At 36.7% G+C, this 24,848-nt stretch carries 18 protein-coding genes and 1 riboswitch; of the genes, 9 read left to right on the top strand and 9 right to left on the bottom strand.

Going from position 1 to position 24,848, the window contains the following annotated elements; translation table 11 throughout:
* The first annotated feature begins 109 nt into the window (after positions 1-109).
* The 4 genes from LC419_RS10545 to LC419_RS10530 are packed head-to-tail and all read left to right on the top strand — an operon-like array spanning position 110 to position 8,760.
* Positions 110-1,651, top strand: a complete 1,542-nt coding sequence (locus LC419_RS10545) for a T9SS type A sorting domain-containing protein (protein ID WP_223607295.1) — start codon at positions 110-112, stop codon at positions 1,649-1,651.
* Between the two features lies 1 nt (position 1,652).
* Positions 1,653-4,718, top strand: a complete 3,066-nt coding sequence (locus LC419_RS10540) for a hypothetical protein (RefSeq protein WP_223607294.1) — start codon at positions 1,653-1,655, stop codon at positions 4,716-4,718.
* A gap of 8 nt (positions 4,719-4,726) precedes the next feature.
* Entirely contained in the window at positions 4,727-8,137 is a 3,411-nt protein-coding gene (locus LC419_RS10535) for a DUF6443 domain-containing protein (protein WP_223607293.1), read from the top strand.
* Positions 8,119-8,760: a hypothetical protein gene (locus LC419_RS10530; protein WP_223607292.1), complete on the top strand. Its 642-nt coding sequence runs from the start codon at positions 8,119-8,121 to the stop codon at positions 8,758-8,760. Before LC419_RS10535 ends, LC419_RS10530 begins: the two co-directional genes overlap by 19 nt.
* 148 nt (positions 8,761-8,908) lie before the next feature.
* Here LC419_RS10530 and LC419_RS10525 read toward each other — a convergent pair whose 3' ends face one another.
* From LC419_RS10525 to LC419_RS10510, 4 genes are all read right to left on the bottom strand, one after another.
* On the bottom strand, positions 8,909-9,427 hold the full coding sequence (locus LC419_RS10525; RefSeq protein ID WP_223607291.1) for a hypothetical protein: 519 nt from the start codon (positions 9,425-9,427) through the stop codon (positions 8,909-8,911).
* A gap of 159 nt (positions 9,428-9,586) precedes the next feature.
* A complete protein-coding gene (locus tag LC419_RS10520; RefSeq protein WP_223607290.1) occupies positions 9,587-10,339 on the bottom strand; it encodes a hypothetical protein in 753 nt (250 codons plus the stop codon).
* A 169-nt stretch (positions 10,340-10,508) separates the two neighbouring features.
* A complete protein-coding gene (locus LC419_RS10515; RefSeq protein ID WP_223607289.1) occupies positions 10,509-10,763 on the bottom strand; it encodes an AlpA family transcriptional regulator in 255 nt (84 codons plus the stop codon).
* A 292-nt stretch (positions 10,764-11,055) separates the two neighbouring features.
* Positions 11,056-12,318 carry an esterase-like activity of phytase family protein gene (locus LC419_RS10510; protein WP_223607288.1) on the bottom strand — a complete coding sequence of 421 codons (1,263 nt, stop codon included), beginning with the start codon at positions 12,316-12,318 and terminating at the stop codon, positions 11,056-11,058.
* Between the two features lie 245 nt (positions 12,319-12,563).
* A riboswitch (cobalamin riboswitch) is annotated at positions 12,564-12,757 on the top strand.
* A gap of 72 nt (positions 12,758-12,829) precedes the next feature.
* Here LC419_RS10510 and LC419_RS10505 point away from each other — a divergent pair.
* Positions 12,830-13,954, top strand: a complete 1,125-nt coding sequence (locus LC419_RS10505) for a T9SS type A sorting domain-containing protein (protein WP_223607287.1) — start codon at positions 12,830-12,832, stop codon at positions 13,952-13,954.
* A gap of 547 nt (positions 13,955-14,501) precedes the next feature.
* Here the strand turns inward: LC419_RS10505 and clpP are convergent.
* Positions 14,502-15,188 (bottom strand): ATP-dependent Clp endopeptidase proteolytic subunit ClpP, encoded by a 687-nt coding sequence (clpP, locus tag LC419_RS10500; RefSeq protein ID WP_034726592.1) that lies wholly within the window; start codon positions 15,186-15,188, stop codon positions 14,502-14,504.
* A 119-nt stretch (positions 15,189-15,307) separates the two neighbouring features.
* Positions 15,308-17,290 (bottom strand): DNA primase, encoded by a 1,983-nt coding sequence (dnaG, locus tag LC419_RS10495; protein WP_223607286.1) that lies wholly within the window; start codon positions 17,288-17,290, stop codon positions 15,308-15,310.
* A 178-nt stretch (positions 17,291-17,468) separates the two neighbouring features.
* Between dnaG and LC419_RS10490 the strand changes: the two genes are divergently transcribed.
* Positions 17,469-20,390 carry a T9SS type A sorting domain-containing protein gene (locus LC419_RS10490; RefSeq protein WP_223607285.1) on the top strand — a complete coding sequence of 974 codons (2,922 nt, stop codon included), beginning with the start codon at positions 17,469-17,471 and terminating at the stop codon, positions 20,388-20,390.
* 71 nt (positions 20,391-20,461) lie between these two features.
* On the opposite strand, the gene LC419_RS10485 is transcribed toward LC419_RS10490, so the two are convergent.
* The 3 genes from LC419_RS10485 to LC419_RS10475 form a co-directional block, all read right to left on the bottom strand.
* On the bottom strand, positions 20,462-21,301 hold the full coding sequence (locus LC419_RS10485) for a GLPGLI family protein (RefSeq protein ID WP_223607596.1): 840 nt from the start codon (positions 21,299-21,301) through the stop codon (positions 20,462-20,464).
* Position 21,302: 1 nt separating this feature from the next.
* Positions 21,303-22,052 (bottom strand): GLPGLI family protein, encoded by a 750-nt coding sequence (locus tag LC419_RS10480; RefSeq protein ID WP_223607284.1) that lies wholly within the window; start codon positions 22,050-22,052, stop codon positions 21,303-21,305.
* Between the two features lie 72 nt (positions 22,053-22,124).
* A complete protein-coding gene (locus LC419_RS10475) occupies positions 22,125-22,400 on the bottom strand; it encodes a hypothetical protein (protein ID WP_223607283.1) in 276 nt (91 codons plus the stop codon).
* Between the two features lie 366 nt (positions 22,401-22,766).
* Here LC419_RS10475 and tsaE point away from each other — a divergent pair, with 366 nt between their 5' ends.
* From tsaE to LC419_RS10460, 3 genes are all read left to right on the top strand, one after another.
* Positions 22,767-23,168 (top strand): tRNA (adenosine(37)-N6)-threonylcarbamoyltransferase complex ATPase subunit type 1 TsaE, encoded by a 402-nt coding sequence (gene tsaE / locus LC419_RS10470; RefSeq protein ID WP_223607282.1) that lies wholly within the window; start codon positions 22,767-22,769, stop codon positions 23,166-23,168.
* 69 nt (positions 23,169-23,237) lie between these two features.
* The gene (locus LC419_RS10465) at positions 23,238-24,431 is read left to right on the top strand and encodes an alanine dehydrogenase (protein ID WP_072922833.1); all 1,194 of its coding nucleotides are present in this window, start codon (positions 23,238-23,240) and stop codon (positions 24,429-24,431) included.
* Entirely contained in the window at positions 24,431-24,802 is a 372-nt protein-coding gene (locus LC419_RS10460; protein WP_223607281.1) for a hypothetical protein, read from the top strand. The genes LC419_RS10465 and LC419_RS10460 overlap by 1 nt, the downstream gene beginning before the upstream one ends.
* Positions 24,803-24,848 lie beyond the last annotated feature (46 nt).

The raw sequence follows: 24,848 nt of genomic DNA, 5'->3' as shown, positions 1-24,848 counted from the left end.
CATCTCTAAATACACCAAACAGTGATAAAGCTCATATTAAATCTCATTAATGGGATCTTAATAGCTATTAAAAAATATTAAATTTGTGAAATTTTAAAAACAAATACAAATGAGAAAACTCTACATGAGTGCATTTGCTACATGCACAATCTTGAGCAATGCTCAGGAGGTAGTTTGGCAAAAAGATATTCAATCCAGTACTCAGGATTTTTTAAGCCAGGTTACCACAACAATGGATCAACAGTATTTGATCACGGGAAGCTCAATTCAGAGCAATAAACCTCAAACAGAAGGCAATAAACAAAACAATGGCTACGATTTTCATTTAATTAAACTTAATCAGCAGGGTGAACAGGTTTGGGAAAAATATTTCTCAGGGCAGAATCATGATTACTTATCAGCTTCTGTTGCTACTCAGGAAGGGGGCTTTCTTATGGCTGGAACTTCGTATTCAGGGAAAGGTCTTGATAAAAAGGAAGACTCCAAAGGTGGATCAGACATTTGGTTGATCAGGTTAAATGAATTCGGAGATGAACTTTGGCAGAAAACATTAGGATCAGCATCTGATGAAGAAGCAAGATCAGTAATTCAAACTACAGATCTTGGATTCTTTGTAGCAGGAAATGTTCAAAACTCTCCTAAAGGCTACGGTTCAAAAGATGTCTTGATTATAAAACTCGATAAAAATGGAAAAGATTTGTCTCAATCGATTTTAGGAGGAAAGGGTCTTGATGAAGTCGAGAAAATGATTCCAACTAAAGATGGAGGTGCTTTGTTGGGAATCTATTCCAGAAGCAACTTGGGCGGTTCAAAGAAAACGGAAAATTATGGTGAAGGAGATTACTATATTATCAAACTTTCAAAAGACGGAAAAGTAGAATGGGAAAAGAACTTTGGAGGTAAACAAGATGATCATTTGAGAACACTAGCTTTAACTTCTTCTGGCTATATCGTCGGTGGTGAAAGTCGTTCAGAAAGATCAGGTAATAAAACTGTGGGGATTGAAGAAGGAACTGACCTGTGGTTGATCTCTTTAAACGAAAGAGGAGAAGAAATCTGTCAGAAATCCTACAACTTTAAAAACAGAGATATCCTGATGGGTATGAGTGTCATTCATTCAGCAGATGATAAAGCTTCAAAAGGGTTACTTTTAGGTGGCTACACGCAGGCAGAAGGAAGAATTGAAACAGATGACGAAAGTTTCTGGATACTTTATTTAGATGGTAATGGCAACGAACAATGGAGAAAGCATGTAAAAGGCGAATCGAGAAAAAGAGAAGAAAGATTATCTGATATAAAGCTGAATAGAGACGGTTCAATCATTCTTGCGGGCACCAGTGCTGAAGAACTCGGAAAAGAAAATTGGAAGATTGTAAAACTGGGTGATAAGCAACTTGACCAATTGATCGAAAAGCAGGACATCAAGATCTATCCGAACCCAGTATCAGATTATGCGTATGTGGAAATAGGGTATGATTTTAAAGAAGCAGATATTATACTGTATGATATAGGTGGAAGACAGCTTCAAAGTTTGAAAACTAAGAATAAAGTAACCAAGATCAATACTCAGAATTTGATTCAGGGAGCTTATCTGGTGACCATAAAAACGGATACTAATAAAACGGCGAATGCCAAATTAATAAAGAAATAGCATGAGAAAAATATACATATCATTAACATTGCTTCAATTTTCAATATCTTTCTCACAACAAGCGTTGGACAAGGTACAGATAAAATCTCCTCAATCCTATGCATTTGAGAAATACGGCAATGTCCCGATTAATTTACACACAGGAACTTTAGATTTAAAAATCCCTATCTATTCTGTTCCTACAAATGGTGGGAAAAGTATAGATGTTTTTGTTTCTTACGACTCATCAGGTTTTTTACCACACAAGAAAGCTGATTATGCAGGAATAGGTTGGTCATTGCTGGCTGGCGGAAGAATTACACGGACATTAAACAGATTCCCTGACGAATATCAGGGCAATCCTACCTCGTTAAACACGAGCCCTTTCGATACTGGTGCTGATTTACATGGCTTTTTAACTGGAGTCCGTTTAAATCCTTACAGCAATACACAAGTTTACAACCTTGACAGTGGAGCTGGTGGACTTAATGGATTAGATTGGAGACTAGGAGCTTCCCAAAATGGTTACGAAGGTGAGCCTGATGTTTTCAATTTTAATGCGTTGGGCTTAAGTGGAAAATTTATAGTGGGAAATGATGGAAATGTATTAGTTGAATCCAATGATCCTAATATAAAAGTAGATTTAACAGGATTTGTTTCTTACGGGGGTAAAGAGTTTTGTAAACCACCGAATCAAACTATTACTATTACAGATGGACAGGGAAACAAGTATTATTTCGGTGGTGATTTTTCGAAATATGAGATTAGCTACTCATTGCCCCATCCAGGAATGGATAAAGAAAACTGGTATGTTGGATTTCCGTATATAAGTTCCTTTAGTCTCTCTAAAGTAGAACTTGTTAATGGACAAACGATTACCTTTGGTTATGTCCAGGACACATTAGTTAGTGATTTTTGTAGTTTGACAACAGATGATTCCAATGTTTTGGCGAATTCAAAAGTATTAAACTTTGAAGGCTATTTTCAGGATGGAGCTCGAAGTCTCGAATGGAAAAACTGCCCTGGTGGAATTGCAGGTTGTGGTTCTAACAATGGTAGTACGGAGTCTTACACGGAAAGCTTTGCTTTAACAAAACGTTCATTGCTTGAAAGCATAAAATATGGAAGTCAACAGATAAAAATCAATTATAAAGATATTGGTTACCCCATTGAACATTATGACGGAGATGCTAATACGCTCAACTTTAATGAATATGTAGTTGATAATATTCAGCTTTTTGATAATAATCGCTTGATCAAGAATAATGTATTTGCCTATGATAATTTGGGGGGAGTAAATAAAAGACCTTTCCTAAAAACCATTACAGAACCGACAAGTAGTAAGGTATATAGTTTTGAATATTATAACACTGCCAACTTGCCTAAATATGTTACAAAAGGACTAGACCACTGGGGATATTGGAATGGGAATGACAATAATATGAATTTGTCACCTTTTGATACATACAATGCAACCACAGGAGATTATACACTGAACAATACATATAGAGATACTAATATTCAGAAATATAATGTTGCATTATTAAGTAAAATTACATATCCCACAAAGGGCTATTCTGTATTTGAATATGAGCCTAACTATTATGGGAAAAGAATAGAAAGAAACTCAGCAAGTGCATTTTTACCTACATTAACTAATAACACAGGAGTTAATGGTGGGGCAAGAATTCACAGGCAATATGATTATTCTGAAAATGGAGGAATAGTCAACAATAAAGAGTACAGGTATACTACTACATTAAACGGAAACGCTTCGTCAGGAATATTAACAAACTGGCCAAGATATATTTACTACATGGAGTTTACAAGTCCAACTTATATTGAAAAATTATATATCAGGTCAAGTTCCAATGTGCAGCAAAACAGTTTAGATAGTTATAATGTAGGCTATCAAAGAGTTTTTGAAGTAAATGCAGGCAAGGGCTATACAGAGTATAACTTTACCAATTATGAAGATTACCCAGATATCTTAAATCCTGATGCTGGTAATTTAAAAAAATACAATACAATCAACCAGGTATCACCTGAAAATTTGTATAAAAATTTTAGGAATTTATACGGAATTGATCGAAGCATTTTAAGAGGTCAATTGAAAACCGAAACGATATATCCTGAAGGTTCTCCAAATCCGTTAAGAAAAACAGAATATGCTTATAATGATAATATTGATTATAATCCTAACAATACAAAGGACAATAACAACTATGTCACGTTTAATCATCTTTCTGGGGTTTGGGTACAGGGATATAAAAAATATATGAATTCGTCAGCAATTAAAAAGAAAGTAGTTACTGATTTCCTAAATAATGTTCAAGTAAAAATTACGACTGATTATTTTTATGATAGCATTAAACATTTAAACCGTACTAAAGAAAATAGTACTACATCTGATAACACTGAAATATCCCAAAATTATTCGTACGCTCAAGATGTCAATAACAGCTTAATGGGATCTAGAAACATGACTGGAATTCCTGTAATTACAGAAATGAAAGAGAATAATAAAATTATTGGTAAAACTGAGACTATTTATCCTGCTTCAATACCTACACCACAGGCTGGGAATTTAATGTTACCATTATCTCAAAAAACATTTGATCTCCAAACCTTTAATAATATAGCTACTGAAGTTACTTACGACAAATACGATTCTAAAGGAAACTTACAGCAATATACTACTAAAGATGGCATTTCAACAACCATTATCTGGGGTTACAACCAAACCCAGCCTATTGCCAAAATAGTAGGTGCGAAGCTATCGGATATTCAACAGTCCATGATTGACAGTATTGTTACTGCTTCCGATACAGATGCCCAGGCAGCGCCAAACAATGATGAAACTTCATTTTTATCGGTTTTAAATTCTTTTAAAACTCATTCAGCGCTATCAACTTATCAGATTAGCATTTATACTTATGATCCTTTAATTGGAGTAAGAAGCATCACCTCTCCGTCAGGAATCAGAGAAGTTTATATTTATGATACCGCCAACAGATTGAAAGAGATCAGGGAAAATAACCAGACAGGTAAACTGCTTAAGGAATTCAAGTACAACTATAAAAACTAAACACAACTATGAAAAAGATAATCATTCCAATAGGCGCTTTACTAATGGCTCATTCAGTGCATGCTCAGCTTACCCAGGGAGAAAACTATGTGTATTCCAAATCCTATCTTGACTATAATGCGACTGGGCAACCTACGAAAACCGCTGAAACTGTACAATATTTTGATGGTTTGGGTAGACCAAAACAGGTCGTCAATGTCAAAGCATCACCACTAGGCAGAGATGTTGTTACCCATATAGAATATGATGCTTTTGGAAGGCAAACCAAAGAATACCTGCCCGTTCCACAATCTGGAACGCTGAACGGAGGTATTGTACCCTCTTCATTAGCTAATGCTACCCAGCCTGATATTTACGGATCTGAAAAAATCTATTCAGAAAAAATATTAGAAAACTCTCCTCTTGACAGAATCCTTGAACAGAAGCAGGTAGGAAATGACTGGAGCACCAAACCTGTAAAATTTGGTTATGATGCAGTTATTGTAGCTGACAGGGTACGAAAATTCACCACTGTTACCACATGGGAAAATGGAGCAACTAAGTCTGTTTTGGGAGAAAACTGGTTGTATACAGATGGACAGCTTTACAAAAACTCTGTAAAGGATGAAGATCTGAATGAAACCATCGAATTCAAAAACGGGAAAGGACAGCTTATACTAGCTAGAAAAGTAATTGCTGCTGATGAATATGCTGACACCTATTATGTTTACAATGAATTTAATCAATTGGCATTTGTAATTCCACCACTAGCAAGCATCCGTGGTGATATTGTGGCTAATACGGTAAAGCATGATGAACTATGTTACCAATATCGCTACGACGGCAGAAACCGTTTAGTTGAAAAGAAGCTTCCTGGAAAAGGCTGGGAATATATGGTTTATGACAAACAGGATAGATTGGTAGCGATTCAAGACGCCAATTTAAAAGCAAAAGGGCATTGGTTGTACACCAAATATGATCAGTTTGGAAGGGTTACTATTACGGGGATAAGCACTGGAGGTTTGAGATCAGCTGAACAGGCTCAGGCTGAACTTCAAAACTCAAATAATGTAGGCAGAATCAGTACAGTGTTATTTAACAGGCAGGGTATGGATGTTTATTATGACAATCCTGAAAATACTTACCCAAAATCTCCGACTTGGATTACATTATTGTCTTTAAACTATTATGACAGTATTCCTAACTATAGTTTCAATCCTTTAGTTTCAGATGTGTTAGGTGAACCACTTCTAACACCTAATCCTATTGATGGAAGAAGTACCAAAGGATTTCCCGTACTTAGTTTGATAAAAAATATTGAAGATGATAATTGGACAAAGAAATACATTTATTACGATACAAAAGGAAGAGGTATAGGTACTTATTCCATTAATCATTTAGGTGGCTATACAAAAACAGAATCCAAGCTGGATTTTGCGGGCGTACCCCAGACCGTTGTTACAAGACACAAAAGGTTAAATACAGATACCGAACGAATTATTACAGAAAATTTCACTTATAATCATCAGAACAGATTATTAACTCACACCCATAAGGTAGACAATAATCCTGAAGAGATTCTGGCTCAGAATACTTACAATGAACTTTCTCAGCTTGAAAACAAAAAAGTGGGAGCAGCGAATCCAGCTTCTCCTTTGCAAACCATAGACTATAAATACAACATTAGAGGTTGGATGACGGCTATTAATAACCCTGAAAGCTTAGGAAGTAATTTATTCGGTTATAAATTGAAATATCAGACTCCTGCAAGCTCAGTTTCTATTGGAAAATTTAATGGTAATGTTTCTGAGCTGGATTGGAAAAGCTCAAATGATGGTATTTTAAGAAGGTACAGCTATCAATATGATAAATTAAATAGATTACTGGCTGCAAAATATCAAAAACCTAATTCAGATGTTATAGAAACGAATGCTTATAACGAAAGTGTGACATATGATCTTAACGGAAATATTCAGACGCTTCTAAGGTTTGGAGGATCTGACAGTAATTTAGCTTCAAAAATTGATGATGTTAAATATACTTATGAAGGCAATCAGCTTGTTGATATTTGGGACTCCAGCGGTAATTATCTGGGACTTGATGGTGGAGACGTAATGTATTATGACGCAAATGGTAACGTGATCTCAGATAATGCACATTTTATGGATGAAATCAACTATAATCACTTAAATTTACCTAATAGAATAGTGAAACAGGTCGAATATTATGAGTATCTTTATTCAGCGGACGGTACAAAGTTAAGATCATTCCATAATATGAAGGAGATTAACAAAATTATAGGTACAGAATATCTTGATGGATTCCAATACCAAGACGGAATTCTACAATTTATACCGACAAGTGAAGGCTATTACAGTTTTACTGATAATAGATACGTGTATAATTATACTGATCACTTAGGAAATGTTAGATTAAGTTATACCAAGAACGGAGCTGAACCACAAATTTTAGAAGAAAATAACTATTACCCGTTTGGTTTAAAACATACAGGATATAATTCAGCACCAAACTCTTCATCTTATAACTATAAATATAATGGAAAAGAGCTGATGGCAATGGGGATGTATGATTATGGAGCGAGAATGTATATGCCTGATATAGCAAGATGGGGTGTTGTTGATCCGTTAGCAGAACAATATCGTAGATGGTCACCATATAATTATGCAATGAACAATCCGATTAACTTTATTGATCCTGATGGTCGTGGTACAGAAAGCACTCATACTGATAAGTTTGGAAATGTAGTGAAGGTTATAGAAGACGGAGATTTAGGGGTTTATCGTCATAACGGTAATACTAAAGAAACCCAACAAGAGCTTAATCAAAAATATTCGAAAGATAATACCTCGGGAGGTGGAGAGAGAATGGGAAGAACACTTGTTTGGAATTCATTTACTCAGTTTGATGGAAATGGAGATCCAGCAGGTAAAATAAATTTTGGATCATTCCAAGCAAGAGATTGGCTCAAAAGTTTTAGTGATGCAATATCTGAAGATGCTGAAGTCAATGGAGGTTGGGGTGCAAGGATGAATTATGCAACTAATGCTGGGGGAGGCGATAAATATGATTATAAGACGCAAAATGGAGGCGGGCTATATGCAGGCTCACAAATAGCAGAAGGAGTATACGTTTCAGCTAGAGATGTTGGGAATTTTGCTGCAGGCAGAGCGGCTTCAATAACAGGACAAGATAAAATGGATTTCATGTTGAATGCAGGAGGGTTTAATATATCGGGGAATAGTAAATTGGGGCTTATATTTAACAATTCACACTGGAAAAGTGAAGCCCAAAAAGCAGGCTTTCCAACGTATGGAGAACATTTTAACTCCAATCTATTTCAGCGTTTAGGTTATGAAAATGTAACGACAGCTGAAGGAATAATCAAAAAAAACAAAATAATATGGGGAGATCGAAAATAAAAAATATTTGTCTGCTTTTACCATTATTGCTATCTATTATAGCATGTGGACATCCTGATTTCGATAAATTTGAAGGCACCGGATTTTCTTATCAAATAAGTGCAGGCAAAACATATATAGTACGTGCTAGATATACCACCGATGAAGGAGCACCTTCAATTCAACTTTTTGATACAAAAGGAAGACTTAAAGAAGAAGCTACCATTGCTCCTTATATGGGTTTAAAATTGACAGCTGTGAAAAATGACACCATACAAATGACTTATACTATTGGACAGAGTGACCTTAATATGTTTTTACCTTGGTTCGAGAAAAACAAATATAATCCTAATCGCATAGGCAATTATTCTATTCGCTATAACTATGAAATACGAAATGAATATAATATAGATCAAGATTCAGTAAACGTAGATTCATTATATATTGATAAGAACACACAGATGATGTCTTTATTTTTAAAACAGAAATTAATTGTTAAAAAACCGATGTGTTTGTTTACAGTTGAGTCTTCAAATATATCGCTTTACGATCCATCAAGTAGCTCAAATATACCCTATACATTTGTAGACAATAAGAGTATTGTTGAGGAGTATTTAAAAAAAATTCTTGCTTTGTATAATTAATACTAAAAAAAACAATGCTGTTTTGGTGAGAAAGGTCATGCTTTCATTGTCAAAACATGATACTAATAAATTATAGCGTTGATTTTCAACGCTATAATTTTGTGATTTAAGATGTAATCTAGAAATTCAAAATCACGGTGGAATCATACTAATCAATTGATATTCTCGGTACATTCCTAAAATTACTGTAAAATACTGACTCAATTTGCTCAGTCACAATATCTAAATTTTCCTCTGTGGTAGCAATGCAGTCATGAACGCTAAAAATAGGAAGCTTTCTCTTATGATTTCTAATAAGCGGTTTAGCCACTTGATCAATCATAAGACTCCCTTCCATATCAAAAAACGATTTAGCTACTGCTTTATAGCTTTGTTTTTTCTTTATAGTTAGAATATCCCACAATATGGGAAACCTCTTGGCAAATACTTGTTGAACCTCTGTGAATTGGCTAATCTTACCAAATAACATCATAATAAATAATTGTTTAGCTAGAGCTCTGTCATGCTCATAACATTCAACATACCTTTTATCAAAGTATATCATAAACATTTCAGACCACTTTTCAGGATACTTTTCTTTCAAAGGCTTAATAAACATGTCATAAACAGTACCTTCAACACATATATTTTTGAACTCTACAATCTCCCTATCAATGCAGGTTTTCAAGTCTTCTTAACACATATAAATAGAAAGACTAAATTGTAGACGACTAACCCTCTTGGAGGTCATCCTAATGTTGGTTACACTGAAAAGATTAGAGAGAAGGTATGGTACACAATTCTTCAAATCTATTTCAATTAGTTTTCCCCCTCTGTAGATAAGGTTTTACCTAATTTCCTTATTGAGAAAAGAAAAAGAAGTATATAGCCTACCTTTTGTTTTATAATTTCTTTTCCCTGTTTTCTTATTGTTCAAGCTGGCTGTACTTCTGGAAAAAATATATTCTCCATTCATGAATTGAGCCATCTTTTTCAAAGCAATAAGATAACTACTGTATGACTTCAAATTACTCGCAATCGGTTTTCCGTGCGATTTTTTAAGCGGATAATTAGCTAACTCAAAATACCTATCAAACAAATCGGCTTCGGTCTTATCGCTATCAATTGCAAAATCAGTGTTAACAAAAAAATCGCTCAACGGCTTTTCATATTTCTTCGTGTAACTTGAATTGAACTTTTTATTTTGATATTCATGAATACCTTTTATTTGAATCATTTCTACATTGATTCTGGAATAACGATACGGAACAATCAAACCATAGCCAAAGCATTTATTTTCTTGATAAGGGGTTCGATAGATTATTTTTTCGTCTCTTAAAAGGTTAATATATTTAGAATAACCCGTATCAATTGCTTCAACCCAATAGTCGCGGGATAAATAACTTTGATCAAAATAATTAATAACTACCGTATTACCTTTAAAAGCAACGGATTTAAAGACAATTGAATGCAAAATAAATTTAATAATATTCATGTCAAATTTTTCAATCTTCTCTTTTCCAGAGTTTTCGATATGCTCATAGTTGACAGAGCTTGGCAAAAGTGCCATCATTTCATTTTTTTTAATACTATTTATCATTTATATAGATTTAATCCTCAAATCTTTAGTAGAAATAAGGATGGTTAATAAAATAGACTTCAAGCAAAAGCAGCGGCTAACATAAGCCCTCGCTAATGCTTGAAATCTTCCAGTAAAATTTTAGGTGTTTGGTTCAGCAGGACAGAAAAAATCCTACTTTACAGATAGATTAATTCGTTCTTACGAGACAGTTTACAATCTCATGTGGTTTAAAGTAGGTTTGTGCTCCAAGCATATACTCTGGAATCAACCCCGCTTTTCTCATTCTCCAAAAAGTAGTTTCACCCACCCCTAAGAAATCAGTAACTTCTTTGATTGATAAAAGTTCAGGTAGCATCTTTTCTTCTATAATCTTAATTCTAGCCGTCAAATAAGCCGTTCTTTCAGTCAAAACCCTTTCAATGACAGATTTGTAATATTTCATCATTTGACACGCCAGAATCGCCTGAAAATGATTCGGAATATTGTACGCATAATTTATCTAAATGCTCAATTTCCCTCTCGTATTGCTCCATAAAGTAATCAACCGTCTCTTTTTGAATTGGGTTAAGGTTTTTAAGTGAAGATAAAATCTCACCGATATTAATAAAATCTAGTGCTGAAATCAGAAAACCCCTGAAATAAGCCGTTTTTACACGAAACTCATTTCAAGGGTTTTTAACTGTTTTCGAGCGCATCAGTATCTTCGATGCCGCCGTTTTCTTAAAAAAATCTAATTATTGAATATCGACTAAATACATTGTTCCTTTGTCTACTTTTCCGGTTTTAGGAAGGATCTTGGCTTTAGGATTTCCGTTTCCGTCATCTAAAATTCCAAAATCATCATCATTGAAGACTGCCAGTTTATTGTTTCCTAAATAAACGATTCCTTCAAATTTGTCATGTTCATATCCTAATTTTGCTACCAGATCCACGGCTAAAATTTTGGACACCGGCTTGATTCCGGCATTGGTGATTTCATCCCATGTAGACTGCTCTAAAGCTTTATTATTGATTTTCATTCCATCAACGGCTGTAATATCAGTTCCGTTCACATCTGAAGCTCCGGCTATATTGATTCTGTATACTTTTTTGGTTCCGCCCTGCGATCCGAAATTCCCGTCTCTTTCAATCACTAAGAATTCTGTGCTGCTGATGGCTGTGATATCACATACCGAGTCTGAAGCACCGCCATTCTGCTTATACAGATACTGTTTCGTCTGTCCTGTCGCAATATCGAAAGTGACTATCCTGGTTAAAGTGGTATTCGTTGCCAAAGCTTTTGTTGGGACATACATCGTAGACTGTATCGTTCCTACGAGTGTTTTTCCGTCCGGAGTGATACACAATCCTTCCATTCCCCTGTTGGCTCTTCTTTTGGCTAAAACTGCCGGAAGTTTTCGTGATCCGGTATTGACACCTATCGGACTTATTCTTTCCAGCTCTACTCCTTCTGCATTATAATGAACAATGTGTGGTCCGTACTCATCAGAAACCCAAAAGGTTCCATCTGCTGCTGCAACGATACTTTCGCTATCCAGCCCATAATTGTCTGTTCCTAAAACATTTCCCGACGAATCATAAGCTGTTTCTCCTGTACTGCCCATTCCTGCAGGGTTAGGAAGACCGGTAATCGGTTGGCCGGAAGGATTTTTAAGCTTAATATATTTAATGACTTCGATATTTCCTTCTGCATTAATTTTAAAATGCATTATGGTTGGGGTAAAATTTGGGGCCGGGAATTTTTTCCCGTTCAGATAGTCTGTATTGGGACCACGGTCTGTGATCACATAAAACTCACCTTTTCTGGTAGGGTGTGCCGCAGCGCCGGAACCAAATCCTCCATTAATGACATCTACGCCATTCACCGTTGCTAATTTGGAGAAAGGAAACTCCTGAGGAAGCTTGGCATAATTGATATCCTGGTTATTCATCTTGTCGTCATCTTTACATGATACGAGCGCTGTGAATATGATGGCCGATAACAGCAGTTTTTTCATAATTACTTTTATGCCGCGAAAGTATATATTGATTGTAAACTGATCTTGAATTTAATAATAATTGTATTTTAACAATAAGATCTTTAGATGAATTAATTTTAAACACAAGATTAATCTGAATATCAACAATCTTCCCGCCTATTCTTTATTAAATTAAAAAATCACGATCTTAAAAATATCCAACCCTTAAACAAAAGGAGTAAACAACAGAATAATTCACAAAACGCATTCAAAAATTTATATGATATATTTGCAGCAGTTAAGGCTGAACATCTGTTCATTAACAGGGAATCAAGTGAGAAGAAATTCAATGCTTGGGCTGTACCCGCAACTGTAAGCTGTTTTTAAACTTTAGGTACATGATGCCACTGGATTACCATCCGGGAAGGCGTATTTAAGGAAGCGAGCCAGGAGACCTGCCTTATCTGCATTCATTTCGAAAAGGAAAACGGATTTTGTATTCTTTTCCGGAAGGAAAGTTTCGGGAATAAAACTTTAATTTAATTATATTATGAAAAAGATCTATCTTTTTTCCCTGCTGCTATGTATGCAGCTATTCTATGCCCAGTTTACAGAGAATGACATCAAATTCGGGGTAGGAACAGGCTCTAAAAAGGCTTATTTCATTGCTGATTTTAATGACAGCAACAATCCTACATCTTACGCCTGGGGTTTCCGTTATGATGCGAATAATCTTACCATGGAAGATCTCATCAATGCCATAGATGCAGCGGATACAAAACTGGAAACAGAAGTACCGTCAGGGTTTCTTTACAGCATGAATTACAATCACCACGTTCCAAGTCTGGAAGATTATTGGTCTACATGGTCCGGACCTACCGCAGAAAATATGCACCTTAACAATGGAGCCAACAATGATCCCCTTGTTGATGGAAAATGGTACGGTGCATCCTTTGGGTATGGTTCTACTCTTACTACACCTCCGCTTTCTCATCCTTCTCCTCCCGTTGCAGCGTACAATTCTGCCTGGTACACTTCTTCACAGATCACCAACTGGATCGGAACGGGAAGCAATACCAGCCTCGTTGTTATCGATTTTGGGACCAGCAGTTCTGCCGGACAAGCTCATTCTTTTGTTTTTGGAATTAAATACAACGGAAGTTTAACCGCTGAACAGGCTCTACAGCTGATCCATGCTCAGGCTCCTTATTTTAATTTTACATCAGCCAGCAACCAGATCAGTGCCCTGTCTCTCAATAACCTTACCGGAAATGCATCCGGAACCAATACCTGGAAACTTTACAAAGGAAAAGATCTTTCAAGCTGGAGAGGACAGACCAATCTTGCTCAGATTCAGCTGGGTAATAACGACTGGCTGGGTCTTAGCTTCGGAGAGAGATTGCCATTTACTCCACGAGAAGCTTCGAATCTGACGTTAGGTGTTTCTGAAAGCAGTAAAAAAGAATTCAGGATCTATCCTAATCCTGCAAGTGATTTTATCAGAATAGACACTGATGAAGATCTTAAAGAAGTGAATATTTATGCCGTATCAGGACAGAAAGTATTAACTGGAAATACCACAAAGATTAATATTCAGGCATTAAAGGCCGGGATTTATTTAGTGGAAATTAAAACGTCTAAGAATACTACCGTTCATAAGATCATTAAGAAATAGATTAAACGCGTCCCCGAGGCGCGTTTTTATTTTATAACTTAATAATTGACGTGTTTTTATCCCTTACTTTTGTCTTGAAACAAAAGTAGCAAAAATTCAAGACTGGAATCATCGGCTAAAAATGAATTCTATTCTCTAAAAATTCTAAACTCGTGCGGTAGTTAGGTATATTTAGAATCAGAATTTGTCCCGCACTCAAACAGTAGAATTTTCTTAACGTTCATAGAAATCATTTTTTTAACGCCTCTTCTTCCTAGGTTAATGGATCACAAATATTAAAACATGCCATCCTAATCAGATATTGGGAATACATGATGACTATAATCTTCAATAACCTTAAAGAAAAGCAGATTGATATTTCCGCGAATTTTTGCTCACCTGAAAATCTTCGATTTTCATAAAAACTTATGTGCTCTTCTATTTTCAAAGTATTCAACTTCAAAATAACTAAAGTGTTCAAAAACTTTTGTCCCTTTTGTGGTTAAAAAAATAAAGCAAAAAAAACGCACCGAAACCGGTGCGTTTTTCACTATTCCCAAAAAGGAAATTATTTTTTCTCTGTAGATCTCTGTAAAACTTCGTCTACCATTCCGTAGCCTTTCGCTTCTTCAGAAGTCATCCAATAATCTCTGTCTGAAGACTTTTCTACCCATTCGTAAGTCTGTCCTGAGTGGTGACCGATGATTTCGTAAAGTTCCTGCTTTAGTTTAAGCATTTCTCTCAAGTTGATCTCCATATCCGAAGCTACGCCCTGAGCACCTCCTGAAGGCTGGTGAATCATTACTCTTGAATGCTTAAGTGCAGAACGTTTTCCTTTTTCTCCCGCTACCAATAAAACAGCACCCATTGAAGCTGCCATTCCTGTACAGATTGTGGCTACGTCCGGCTTGATGATCTGCATCGTGTCATAGATTCCTAATCCTGCATACACGCTTCCTCCCGGAGAGTTGATGTAGATCTGAATATCTTTCGATGGATCTGCACTTTCCAAGAATAAAAGCTGTGCGGTTACGATGTTAGCTACCTGATCGTCGATTCCGGTTCCCAAGAAGATAATCCTGTCCATCATCAGACGTGAAAATACGTCCATCTGTGCAACGTTCAATCTTCTTTCTTCCATGATATATGGCGTAAGGTTTGTTGGGCCGTACATTCCCATATACTGATCGGTAACCAAACCGTTGTTTCCTAAATGTTTTACAGAGAAATCTCTGAAGTCTTTTTTAATGTCCATATTTCTATTATGTATTATTAACTATTTTCGAAGTTTAAATTACAACTTTTATTCCTAAAATTTTATAGGACTTTTTGTCACAGAATATCAGGAGGATGATCAGCGGAATGTCTGTCAATTTATCTTTTCCTGTCGATGTAGATGCCTTTGATCGGAGAATATTCAATAATATCACTGAGTCTGATGGAAGCCTGTTTCAGCATCGTGATTTTTTTGATCAGCTCGTAGTATTTTACCTCATCCGTTCCGCTGTACTGGTCCAGCTGTCGGGCTGTTTCTTTGATCAGATAATCGATATACCTGTATTTATGGAGTAAAACGTCGCCCTGTACCTGCTCTGCTATTTTGTCGCCATAATTCGGGGGATAAATATTCCGGGATCCCCAGTTCTCCAGTTCATCCAACGGCATCAGTGCATCCACTACTTTTGACGTAATTTCTTCATCCATCAGAGACACAAAGAAGTTTCCGCTTCTCAACTCATCTTTCTGAATTCCGTCTTTCACCTGATTGATAATGATCTCATTCCCTTTAACCAAAAAATTGTACTGCTCTTCTTCAAAATGCAGCAGGATCTCTTCAATTACCGTAATCTGATACTCCTCGTTTTTTTCATTCGTCCTTTTCAGAACAATATCTCCAAACATCAGCATGTGATCCACAAGCTTGCTTTCCATAAACAGGACGTCATACAGATAAGGATCTTCTTTTTCCTCATCCAGAGGCACAATTTCAAGCTTTGGCTGAACTTTTTCTTTCTGCTGCTGAACGTGTTGCGTCTGGTTCTGGGTGATCTGTTTCTGAACATCCAATTCGTTGAAAAGACTCTGCTCCGAAAGTCCGAATTTATTGGAAACCTCTTTCAGATAAACCTCTCTTTTTAAAGCATTCTGAACAAAACCTACAGATTTTACGATATCTCTGATGGCTTCAGCTTTTTTAATAGGATCATTTCCGACTTCCTTTAAAAGAATTTCAGCTTTAAAGTCAATAAAATCCATCGCTTCATTTTCGATGAACTTTTCTACATATTCCTGCGGATGTTTTCTTGAGAATGAATCCGGGTCGTCACCATCAGGAAATAGCAGGACACGAATGTTCATCCCTTCCGTAAGAAGCATATCGATACTTCTGAAACTGGCTTTAATTCCGGCATTATCCCCATCAAAAAGGATCGTCACATTTTCTGTCAGTCTTTTGATAAGCTTGATCTGTTCCGTTGTCAGAGACGTTCCTGAACTCGCTACAACATTTTCGATTCCGGACATATGAAGTGCAATCACGTCCATATATCCTTCTACCAGAAGACAGATGTTTTTCCTTGAAATGGCCTGCTTACTCTGATTTAAACCATAAAGCACATTAGATTTATGATAAATTTCCGTTTCCGGCGAGTTGAGATATTTGGCGGTTTTTACATTATTTTTAAGAATTCTGGCTCCGAAACCTAAGACCCTGCCCGAAAAACTATGAATCGGGAAAATAACCCTTTCCCGGAAACGGTCAATCCCGGATGGTGTATTCTCAGGGAATATGGAAAGTCCGGATTTTTCAAGAATTTCTTTTGTGTAGCCTTTTTCTTCGGCGTAAAGTGTAAAGGAATTTTTCTTTTCCGGTGAATATCCAAGCTGGAATTTTCTAATGATATCATCTTTAAGCTCACGTTCTCTGAAGTAAGCCAGACCAATGCTTTTCCCTTCTTCGGAATCCCAAAGGATTTCCTGGTAATAGGAATTCGCCACTTCATGAATTTTGTATAACTGATCTTTTTCCGTCTGTGCATGCTTTGCCTCTTCGGAAAATTCACGCTGATCTTCTTCGATTTCAATCCCGTATTTTTTGGCGGCATGACGAAGGGCTTCAGGATAGGTGAAATTCTCGATCTCCATCAGGAAAGAAATTGCCGTCCCCCCCTTTCCGGTGGAGAAATCTTTCCAAATCTGTTTGCTGGGTGAAACGACGAAACTCGGCGACTTTTCATCATGAAAAGGACTGAGCCCTTTGAAATTAGACCCGGCTCTTTTCAGCTGAACGTACTCTCCTACTATCTCTTCTACCCGTATCGTTGAGAAAATTTTGTCTATGGTCTGTTTGGAAATCATAGTGTAAAATTAAATATTTAGTTTGAAGAAAAAAACTTCCCTGAAAAGAATGATTTATATCACAATTCTTATTTAAATTAATTCTAATTAAAAATAATAAGTTTGCATTGAAAATTTTTAAACATTAAGCATGATTACAACTCAATTCTTTAAACTGCTCAGGCGGTCAAAATTACGCATGGCCGGAGCTCTCGTCCTCTCAGGATGGGCCTCTATGAATGCACAGATTGTCTCTTATTATTCTTTCTCACAGAATCAGGGAACGTATACACCAATATCCGGCGCAACCAATATTGCCACAGCTACAGCATCTACCGGAACAGGTCTTCTGGATGAAAATGTCTATACATTGAATGACGTTATTCCTTTCTCTTTTCCTTTTAATGGCACTGCATTTAATTCTGTAAAAGTACACGCCAACGGATTCATCAGCTTTGGAAATACAACATCCACCTCTACAGATCCGATAGGTTCGGGAATTTCTTATTCCGGGGTGATTTCACCTTTGTCTGCTGACCTTGAATCTCTTTTTAATATTAATGGATTAACAGGATCTATTGACTATGCGGTGACCGGAAGTGCTCCCAACCGTGAATTTGTCGTTCAATGGAGTCATTTCAGACCTTACGGAGCTTCTCCTGCCACTGCAACGTCTCACCACGACTGGAATTTCCAGGCGAGATTACACGAAAACGGAAGTATCAAATATGTGTACAGCATGAACTCCCTGGGAACCCCAAGTGCCACCAATGCCAAGGTAGGACTTCGGGGAACTTCTAGCAGTGATTATAACAACAGAACAGCTTCCGGAAATGCCACCAGCAACTGGAATAATACAGTAGCAGGAAGCAATTCTTCCGCAGGAATCGCGAGTAATTACAGTTTTCTGGCAGCACAGGGCTTAACTTTTAACTGGACAGTTCCTACTCCATGTATGGCTCCTGTCGCACAGCCTTCCAATTTGGCTTTAACCAATACAGGAATCATCATTAACGGAAGTTTTACAGCGAGTTCTCCGGCAGCTGACAAATACCTTATTCTGAGAAATGCAAACGGAACGGTGCCTAATGCTCCAACCAACGGAACTGTATACACAACGGGAGAAAATACTTCTCTGAATGCTTATGTAGCGTATTACGGAGCCAATACCACTTTTGAAAACAATTATAACAACGGCATCCGTGGAAATAATCAGTATACCTACACGGTTTATGCTGTGAATTCAAACTGTACGAACGGACCTATTTACAATACACAGAATCCGGTGAGCAGTTCGATCACCAACTGCCCGATTCCGGTCAATGGGATTACAGCTTCCAACGCGAACACCAATTCATTTAACGTGACATGGCCCACTCCCGAAAACGGAAGTGTACTACCCATTAATACCATAATTGAAGTAGCTTCGGACAGTAACTTCACTTCAATGGTACCGGGATCACCATTTACCCTGGGAGCTTCTACTTTATCCCAGCATATTGCAGGACTTCAGCCGAATACCCAGTATTTCATCCGTGGAAAGAGTGTAAGTACGCAGTGTCAGAGCTCTTATTCCAGTACGGTAAGTATTTATACGACCTGTACGCCGGTTTCTTCATTCTATGAAAACTTTGATGCTGTTTCCGGGACTAACAATCTTCCGAATTGCTGGGGTAAAATTCTGACTTCGAATAATGGTTCTACACCAACCATCAGCTTAACAACAACGGATGCCAATTCATCACCGAACAACATCAGTTTTTACGGAAATGGTGCTACGACCACTGAAGCTGCAACGAAAATCATTCTGGTAAGCCCTGAGCTGACCAACATCAGCAGCGGCACACACAGACTTCGTTTTAAAGCGAGAAGAACTTCGGCTGATATCAAAATTCAGATCGTTGCTTTAACCGGAACGACTTCTTCAGCCAACGTTGAAGTCATTGAAACGATACCGTTGACAACAACCTATCAGGAGTATGTGGTTTATATCAACAATTATTCAGGAGCTGCCGATCATCTGGGAATCAGAAGAGTGGACGGAAGCACATGGTCTTATATGTATGTGGATGATGTGATCTGGGAGCAGGCGCCAAGCTGTACTGAACTTGCTTCAGTGACCCTAAATGCAGAAACTTACAACGGAGCGAATATTTCATGGACGAACGTTAACAATCAACAGCCGGCATCCGGATATGAATATTTTGTTTCTACGGTGAATACACCACCGGCAGATACGAATACGTTTGTAACTTTGGCCGCAGGAACCAATTCTGTAACAGTTTCAGGTCTTTCAAACGGCACGTATTATTTCTGGATCAGAAGAATCTGTTCACCGGGAGAAAAAAGTCCATGGAAAACAGTAGCATTCTCTACTATCCCCACAACACCGGCTCCATGGAAGGAAGAATTTACGACTACCACTTTCCCGCAGGGATGGACAACGGGAACAAGCCCGCAATCGTTTGCACTAGGAGCAGAAAGAGGTGCAACTGGAAACGGAACTACAGCTACCAATCTGTATAAAAACCTGTATGGAAGCTCAACAACCGGAACATTCAGCACCATCAGCGTGGGACCTCTGAATGCAGCTAATTATGAGTTAAGCTTCTCTTATAAGCAGACGAACTACAACAGCCCGTATGCACAGCTAGCGACCTGGGGGAACTTTGATGTACAGATTTCTACAGATTTCGGGGCAACATGGACGACCATCGGAACGGTAAATAATGAACCGGGTACAGGAAGTTATATCAAAAAAGCATATTCTCTCGCCGCTTATCAAAACCAGTTTGTAAAAGTTAGAATTAATGCCAACAGGACGGCGGGAGATTTTGATCTTTCTTTTGATAATTTTGAAATCAAAGCAGGTACTTTATCTACCCTTGAAACGGTAAAAAATCAATTCAGAATCTATCCGAATCCGGCCGTATCTTTCGTAAAAATCGATTCTAAGGAGAAGGTAAAATCTTTTGAACTGTATACTATCTCCGGGCAGCTTGTGAAAACAGGAGGTCAGGTACAGGAAGTATCTCTTGAACATTTAGCTTCAGGAATTTACATCCTTAAGGTAACACTGAATAATGGCCAGACCGTTATCCATAAGATCATTAAACAGTAGTCTTTATATGATTAAATGATGAACCGGCTGGAAGTATCTTTCAGCCGGTTTTTTATGATCATTTAATTTCATTATTTATACAAAGACAATTCAATAAAATTATTATTCGTTTCAACCTCTTCTTTTGCTCTTTTCTCCAAATTTCGGATAATATCACTTTGTTTCATTTCTTCACCGTTCCAACTTACACTAGCCTGAATATTAGAGTTTAAAAATATATTTTTAATGCTGGCTGAAGGATTTTTCCTGTAATTATTCCAAAGCTGATTGAATTTTTCTGGTGAGATTATAGTCCCGGCTGTACCAGTTATTTCAAAATCAGGAATTTCTTTTTTAATTCCAATTAAACTGAAGGCATGATCTCTCAAACTATCTTCAACATCCAGAATTAAACCTGGCAGACCATGAAAACAATAAGGTCCGTCCTGAATTGGAATTTCGTCTGTAAACCAGGCCACCCATTTTCTACCTCCGAAAAAAGTTGTTGCTTTTTGTACTGTAAAACCTTTGATTTTCTTTTTATCAGGAAGAATATTCCAATGCAACGTATTATTTTTTTTAATTGTGTAGGTTGTTGTTCCAATTTGATCCTGCTGAAGAATTTCGTAATCAGGATATATTTTCTTGACTGAAAATTTCACTTTCGATTTGTCCTGTAAGTTTGAAAAGTTGTATTCACTCAATTTTAATAAGGACGTTTTATGGACCTGAGCATTTTTTAAAGAATCGTAAACATATCTGGGATAGCTATAGAAATTAGAACCCTTTTCCGAAATATCGAGGAACATCATTTCTTTTTCTTTTCTTTCTCTATGTAAAGAGTCCGTTTTATAGGTATATTCGTATGCAAGCCTGTTATTTTGTCCAAAATAAAATGAACACAATAACAGACAAATCAGAAGTTTTATCATCTTACTCTTCCCATTCATATTTTTTTTCAATACCATTTCTTTTTGATGAATCAATATATACTACTGCTCCTTTAGGAAGGTTGGAAGTTAGCCTTTTCACTTCCTCTAGGTCTTTACTTTCCTGTAGCTGAACAAATTCCTCGTAGGAAATCGTATTATTCTTCGGAGCTATTAATTCTATTTTTTTTGAAACATGAGATTCAATAAGGTCTGCTTTCCACGAATTAACTGAATTCTCATCTTCCGTAACCTCTAAAATAACACCAGGTAATCCACTGAATTTATAGGGTCCAAAACTAAAGGGTAAATTCGAGGCATAATAAGCTGTTACTTTGCTTCCTCTAAAGATGGTTGTTGCTTTTTTGCAAACATACTTTCCAATTTTTTTTGTCTCTACAAAATTTGTATTCCAAGCTATTTTTGGAACCTGATCAGAGATCCAATAGGAATTTTTCCCAATAAATTCATTAATAATTAAGGTCTCATTTAAAGAAGTCTTATAATATTTAGTTTTTTGCTTCGTTACTTTTCCTAGTATTTCAACATTATTCCCTTCAAATTTCAATTGATTTTTTTCCTTTTTAAGCATGACAGAGTCTCTTATACTTAAAGCATTATTGCCTGATATATATAAATCTTCATCTACTAAAAAATTGACAGGGTTGACATAAACATATTTAATATGTAAACTTTGAGACTGTCCGGAAATAAACATCAATAAACTTAAAATAAGAAAAATTTTGTTCTTCATCTGAACTTTCTTTGTACCGATTTTCAAAATTAAGACTGCCTATAAAAATTATTATAGGCAGTCTTAATAAGATTAATTTCCGTTATCACTCAATTGCTTAAGACGATTAGCCAAAAGTTTTCCGCAGTCTCCTGCGGTAGCTGTCTCATATGATTCAATCCAACTTGTGCTTTGTCCTGTATTGGGATTAGTGTAAGTCAGGCGCATTGTACATAGTCCTTTTAAAAATTGCACATCGTCAACTTTTACAGACTTTAATTCAATAGTAATTGCTTCATGTGAAAAAGCCGCGAAAGCGCTAGTTCCTGAAGCCACCGTTAGAATTAGGGATAGAAATAGTTTTTTCATTGTGTGGTTTTTTAAATTTTCAAAAATGAATCAAAGTTTAGGCACATTCGATTTCTTTTATGGTGTTGCATACTTGCTATATTTAACCTTCGTATTTTTATATTAACTATTACAAAACAATCAACAACAAACATATAAATCATATAATATCAACATAATACAATATCACTCTCTTGAGATAAAAATAAAATAAAAATGAATACAATCTAAAATATTAGTTACATTACTAATAAAAAAACAATCCCTAAAACAATTTTAATGGTAACTCTATTTTCAAAACCAATACTATTGATATAGATAAAAAGCAGCGAAAAATAAACATTCCAATATTTTTTAAAATCTGTAATTTTGAACCAAATTTTATAGATGAAAATACAATCCTTACAACAATGGCAGGAAGTTGTCGATAAGATCATTCCTGACTTAAAGCATAACATCCTTCTATTAAAAGGAAACCTTGGCGCGGGTAAAACAACGTTCACGCAGTTTCTTCTCAAAAATCTGGGAAGTGAGGATGAAGTGAACTCTCCTACTTACTCTATTGTCAACGAATACAATACCCCAAAAGGGAAGATCTATCACTTTGACCTGTACCGTTTAAAAAACATTGAAGAGGTCTATGATATCGGCATTGAAGAATACCTGGATAACGCCTTTCTGTGCATCATAGAATGGCCGGAAGTGTATGAAGAAGAGCTCTACGGGCTTAACTACCACACAATGAGTATCGTGAATACGGGTGATGAAAGAGAAATTTCATTCGAGTAAATATTATGTATCTTTGCTTATAAATTCGATTGTAAAACAACAACCTGTAAGACATAATTTATTTAAAGAATGAGTACTACAAATATTTTTACTCCTTTTACTGAAGAAGAATTGATGCCGAAAGAAGAAAAGTTGGAAGTTATAAAGAAAGGAAAACAGTTCAGTATTGGAATTCCTAAAGAAACCTGTCTTAATGAGAGGAGAACCTGCATTACTCCGGACGCGGTACAGGTATTGGTAGAGCACGGTCATGAGCTTATTATAGAAGCAGGTGCCGGTGAAGGTTCTTTTTTTACAGATCTTCAGTATTCTGAATCCGGAGCAAAGATCACCAATGATCCTAAAGAAGCTTTCGGACAGGATCTTATTTTGAAGATCAATCCTCCTACAGAAGAAGAAATTGAATTCATGAAACCGAATACCTATCTGGTTTCGGCCCTTCAGATCAACCTTAGAGACAAAGATTATTTCCTGAAACTGGCAGAGAGAAAGATCAATGCTATTGCTTTTGAATTTATCGTTGACGAATACAAACAGCTTGCTCTGGTAAGACTCGTCGGCGAAATAGCAGGAACCGTTTCTATTTTATATGCATCCGAACTTCTTGCTCTTTCAAACGGCTTAATGCTGGGCGGTATCACGGGAGTAAGACCAGCAGAAGTTGTTATTTTAGGCGCAGGAATTGTGGGCGAATTTGCCACAAAAGCTGCCATCGGACTTGGGGCCAGCGTAAGGGTTTTTGACAACTCACTTTCCAAGCTGAGAAGACTTCACACCCTTGTAGACAGCAGAGTTCCAACCTCCATCATTGATCCCAAAGAATTAAGCAAAGCCTTGAGGCGAGCAGATGTAGTGATCGGTGCCCTTCCAAGATTAAATATGACGCCTATCGTTACCGAAGAAATGGTCGCGAAAATGAAAAAAGGCAGTGTCATCATCGATATTACCATAGATAACGGTAAAGTGATCGAAACATCTGAGCTTACAACGATGGAAGATCCTTACATCATCAAACACGGTGTGATCCACTGCGGACTTCCGAACCTTACCTCAAGAATGCCGAGAACCACAACAAAAGCCATCTCCAATTTCTTCCTTTCCTACATCCTGAACTACGATGAAGAAGGTGGTTTTGAAAATATGCTGATCCGCAAAAACGAAATGAAGCAGAGCTTATACATGTACAAAGGAAGACACACCAAAAAAGTGATCTGCGACCGTTTCGGACTTACTTACCACGATATCAATCTTTTAATTTTCTAATGAAAAAAATTAAATTCTTTTTAATAGGCCTTATTCCAGGGCTGATTCTTGTATTTTTTATTCTGAACAAAAAAGGCGCGAGCTGCAGCGGATATCTTCCCAACAGCCGTGTGATCGCAGAAACACTTTCTAAGGAATTCAAATATTCTGAAGAGGCTAAGAACGAAATGACTACCTATAAAATTGATGAGAAATTTATAAAAGACAGTATCATTACCAACGGAAAAGTAGATTTCGACAGAAGTCATGCTCAGAAAAAACCTTGTCCGGACTATGTGATTGCGTATCCGGAGAAAAATCCGATGTATGAAATTACTTTTGAAAAATGTGAGGAAACGGTCACTTTAAACAGCCTGAAGAAACTTAAATAATCCTGAAGATCTTTTACTAACTTTGTTAAAAGATCATTAACCGCTA

Source organism: Chryseobacterium sp. OSA05B, from assembly GCF_019970065.1.
Taxonomy (GTDB): domain Bacteria; phylum Bacteroidota; class Bacteroidia; order Flavobacteriales; family Weeksellaceae; genus Chryseobacterium.
Note: the sequence above shows the minus strand (reverse complement) of the source record. Positions and strands in the feature narration are given on the sequence as shown.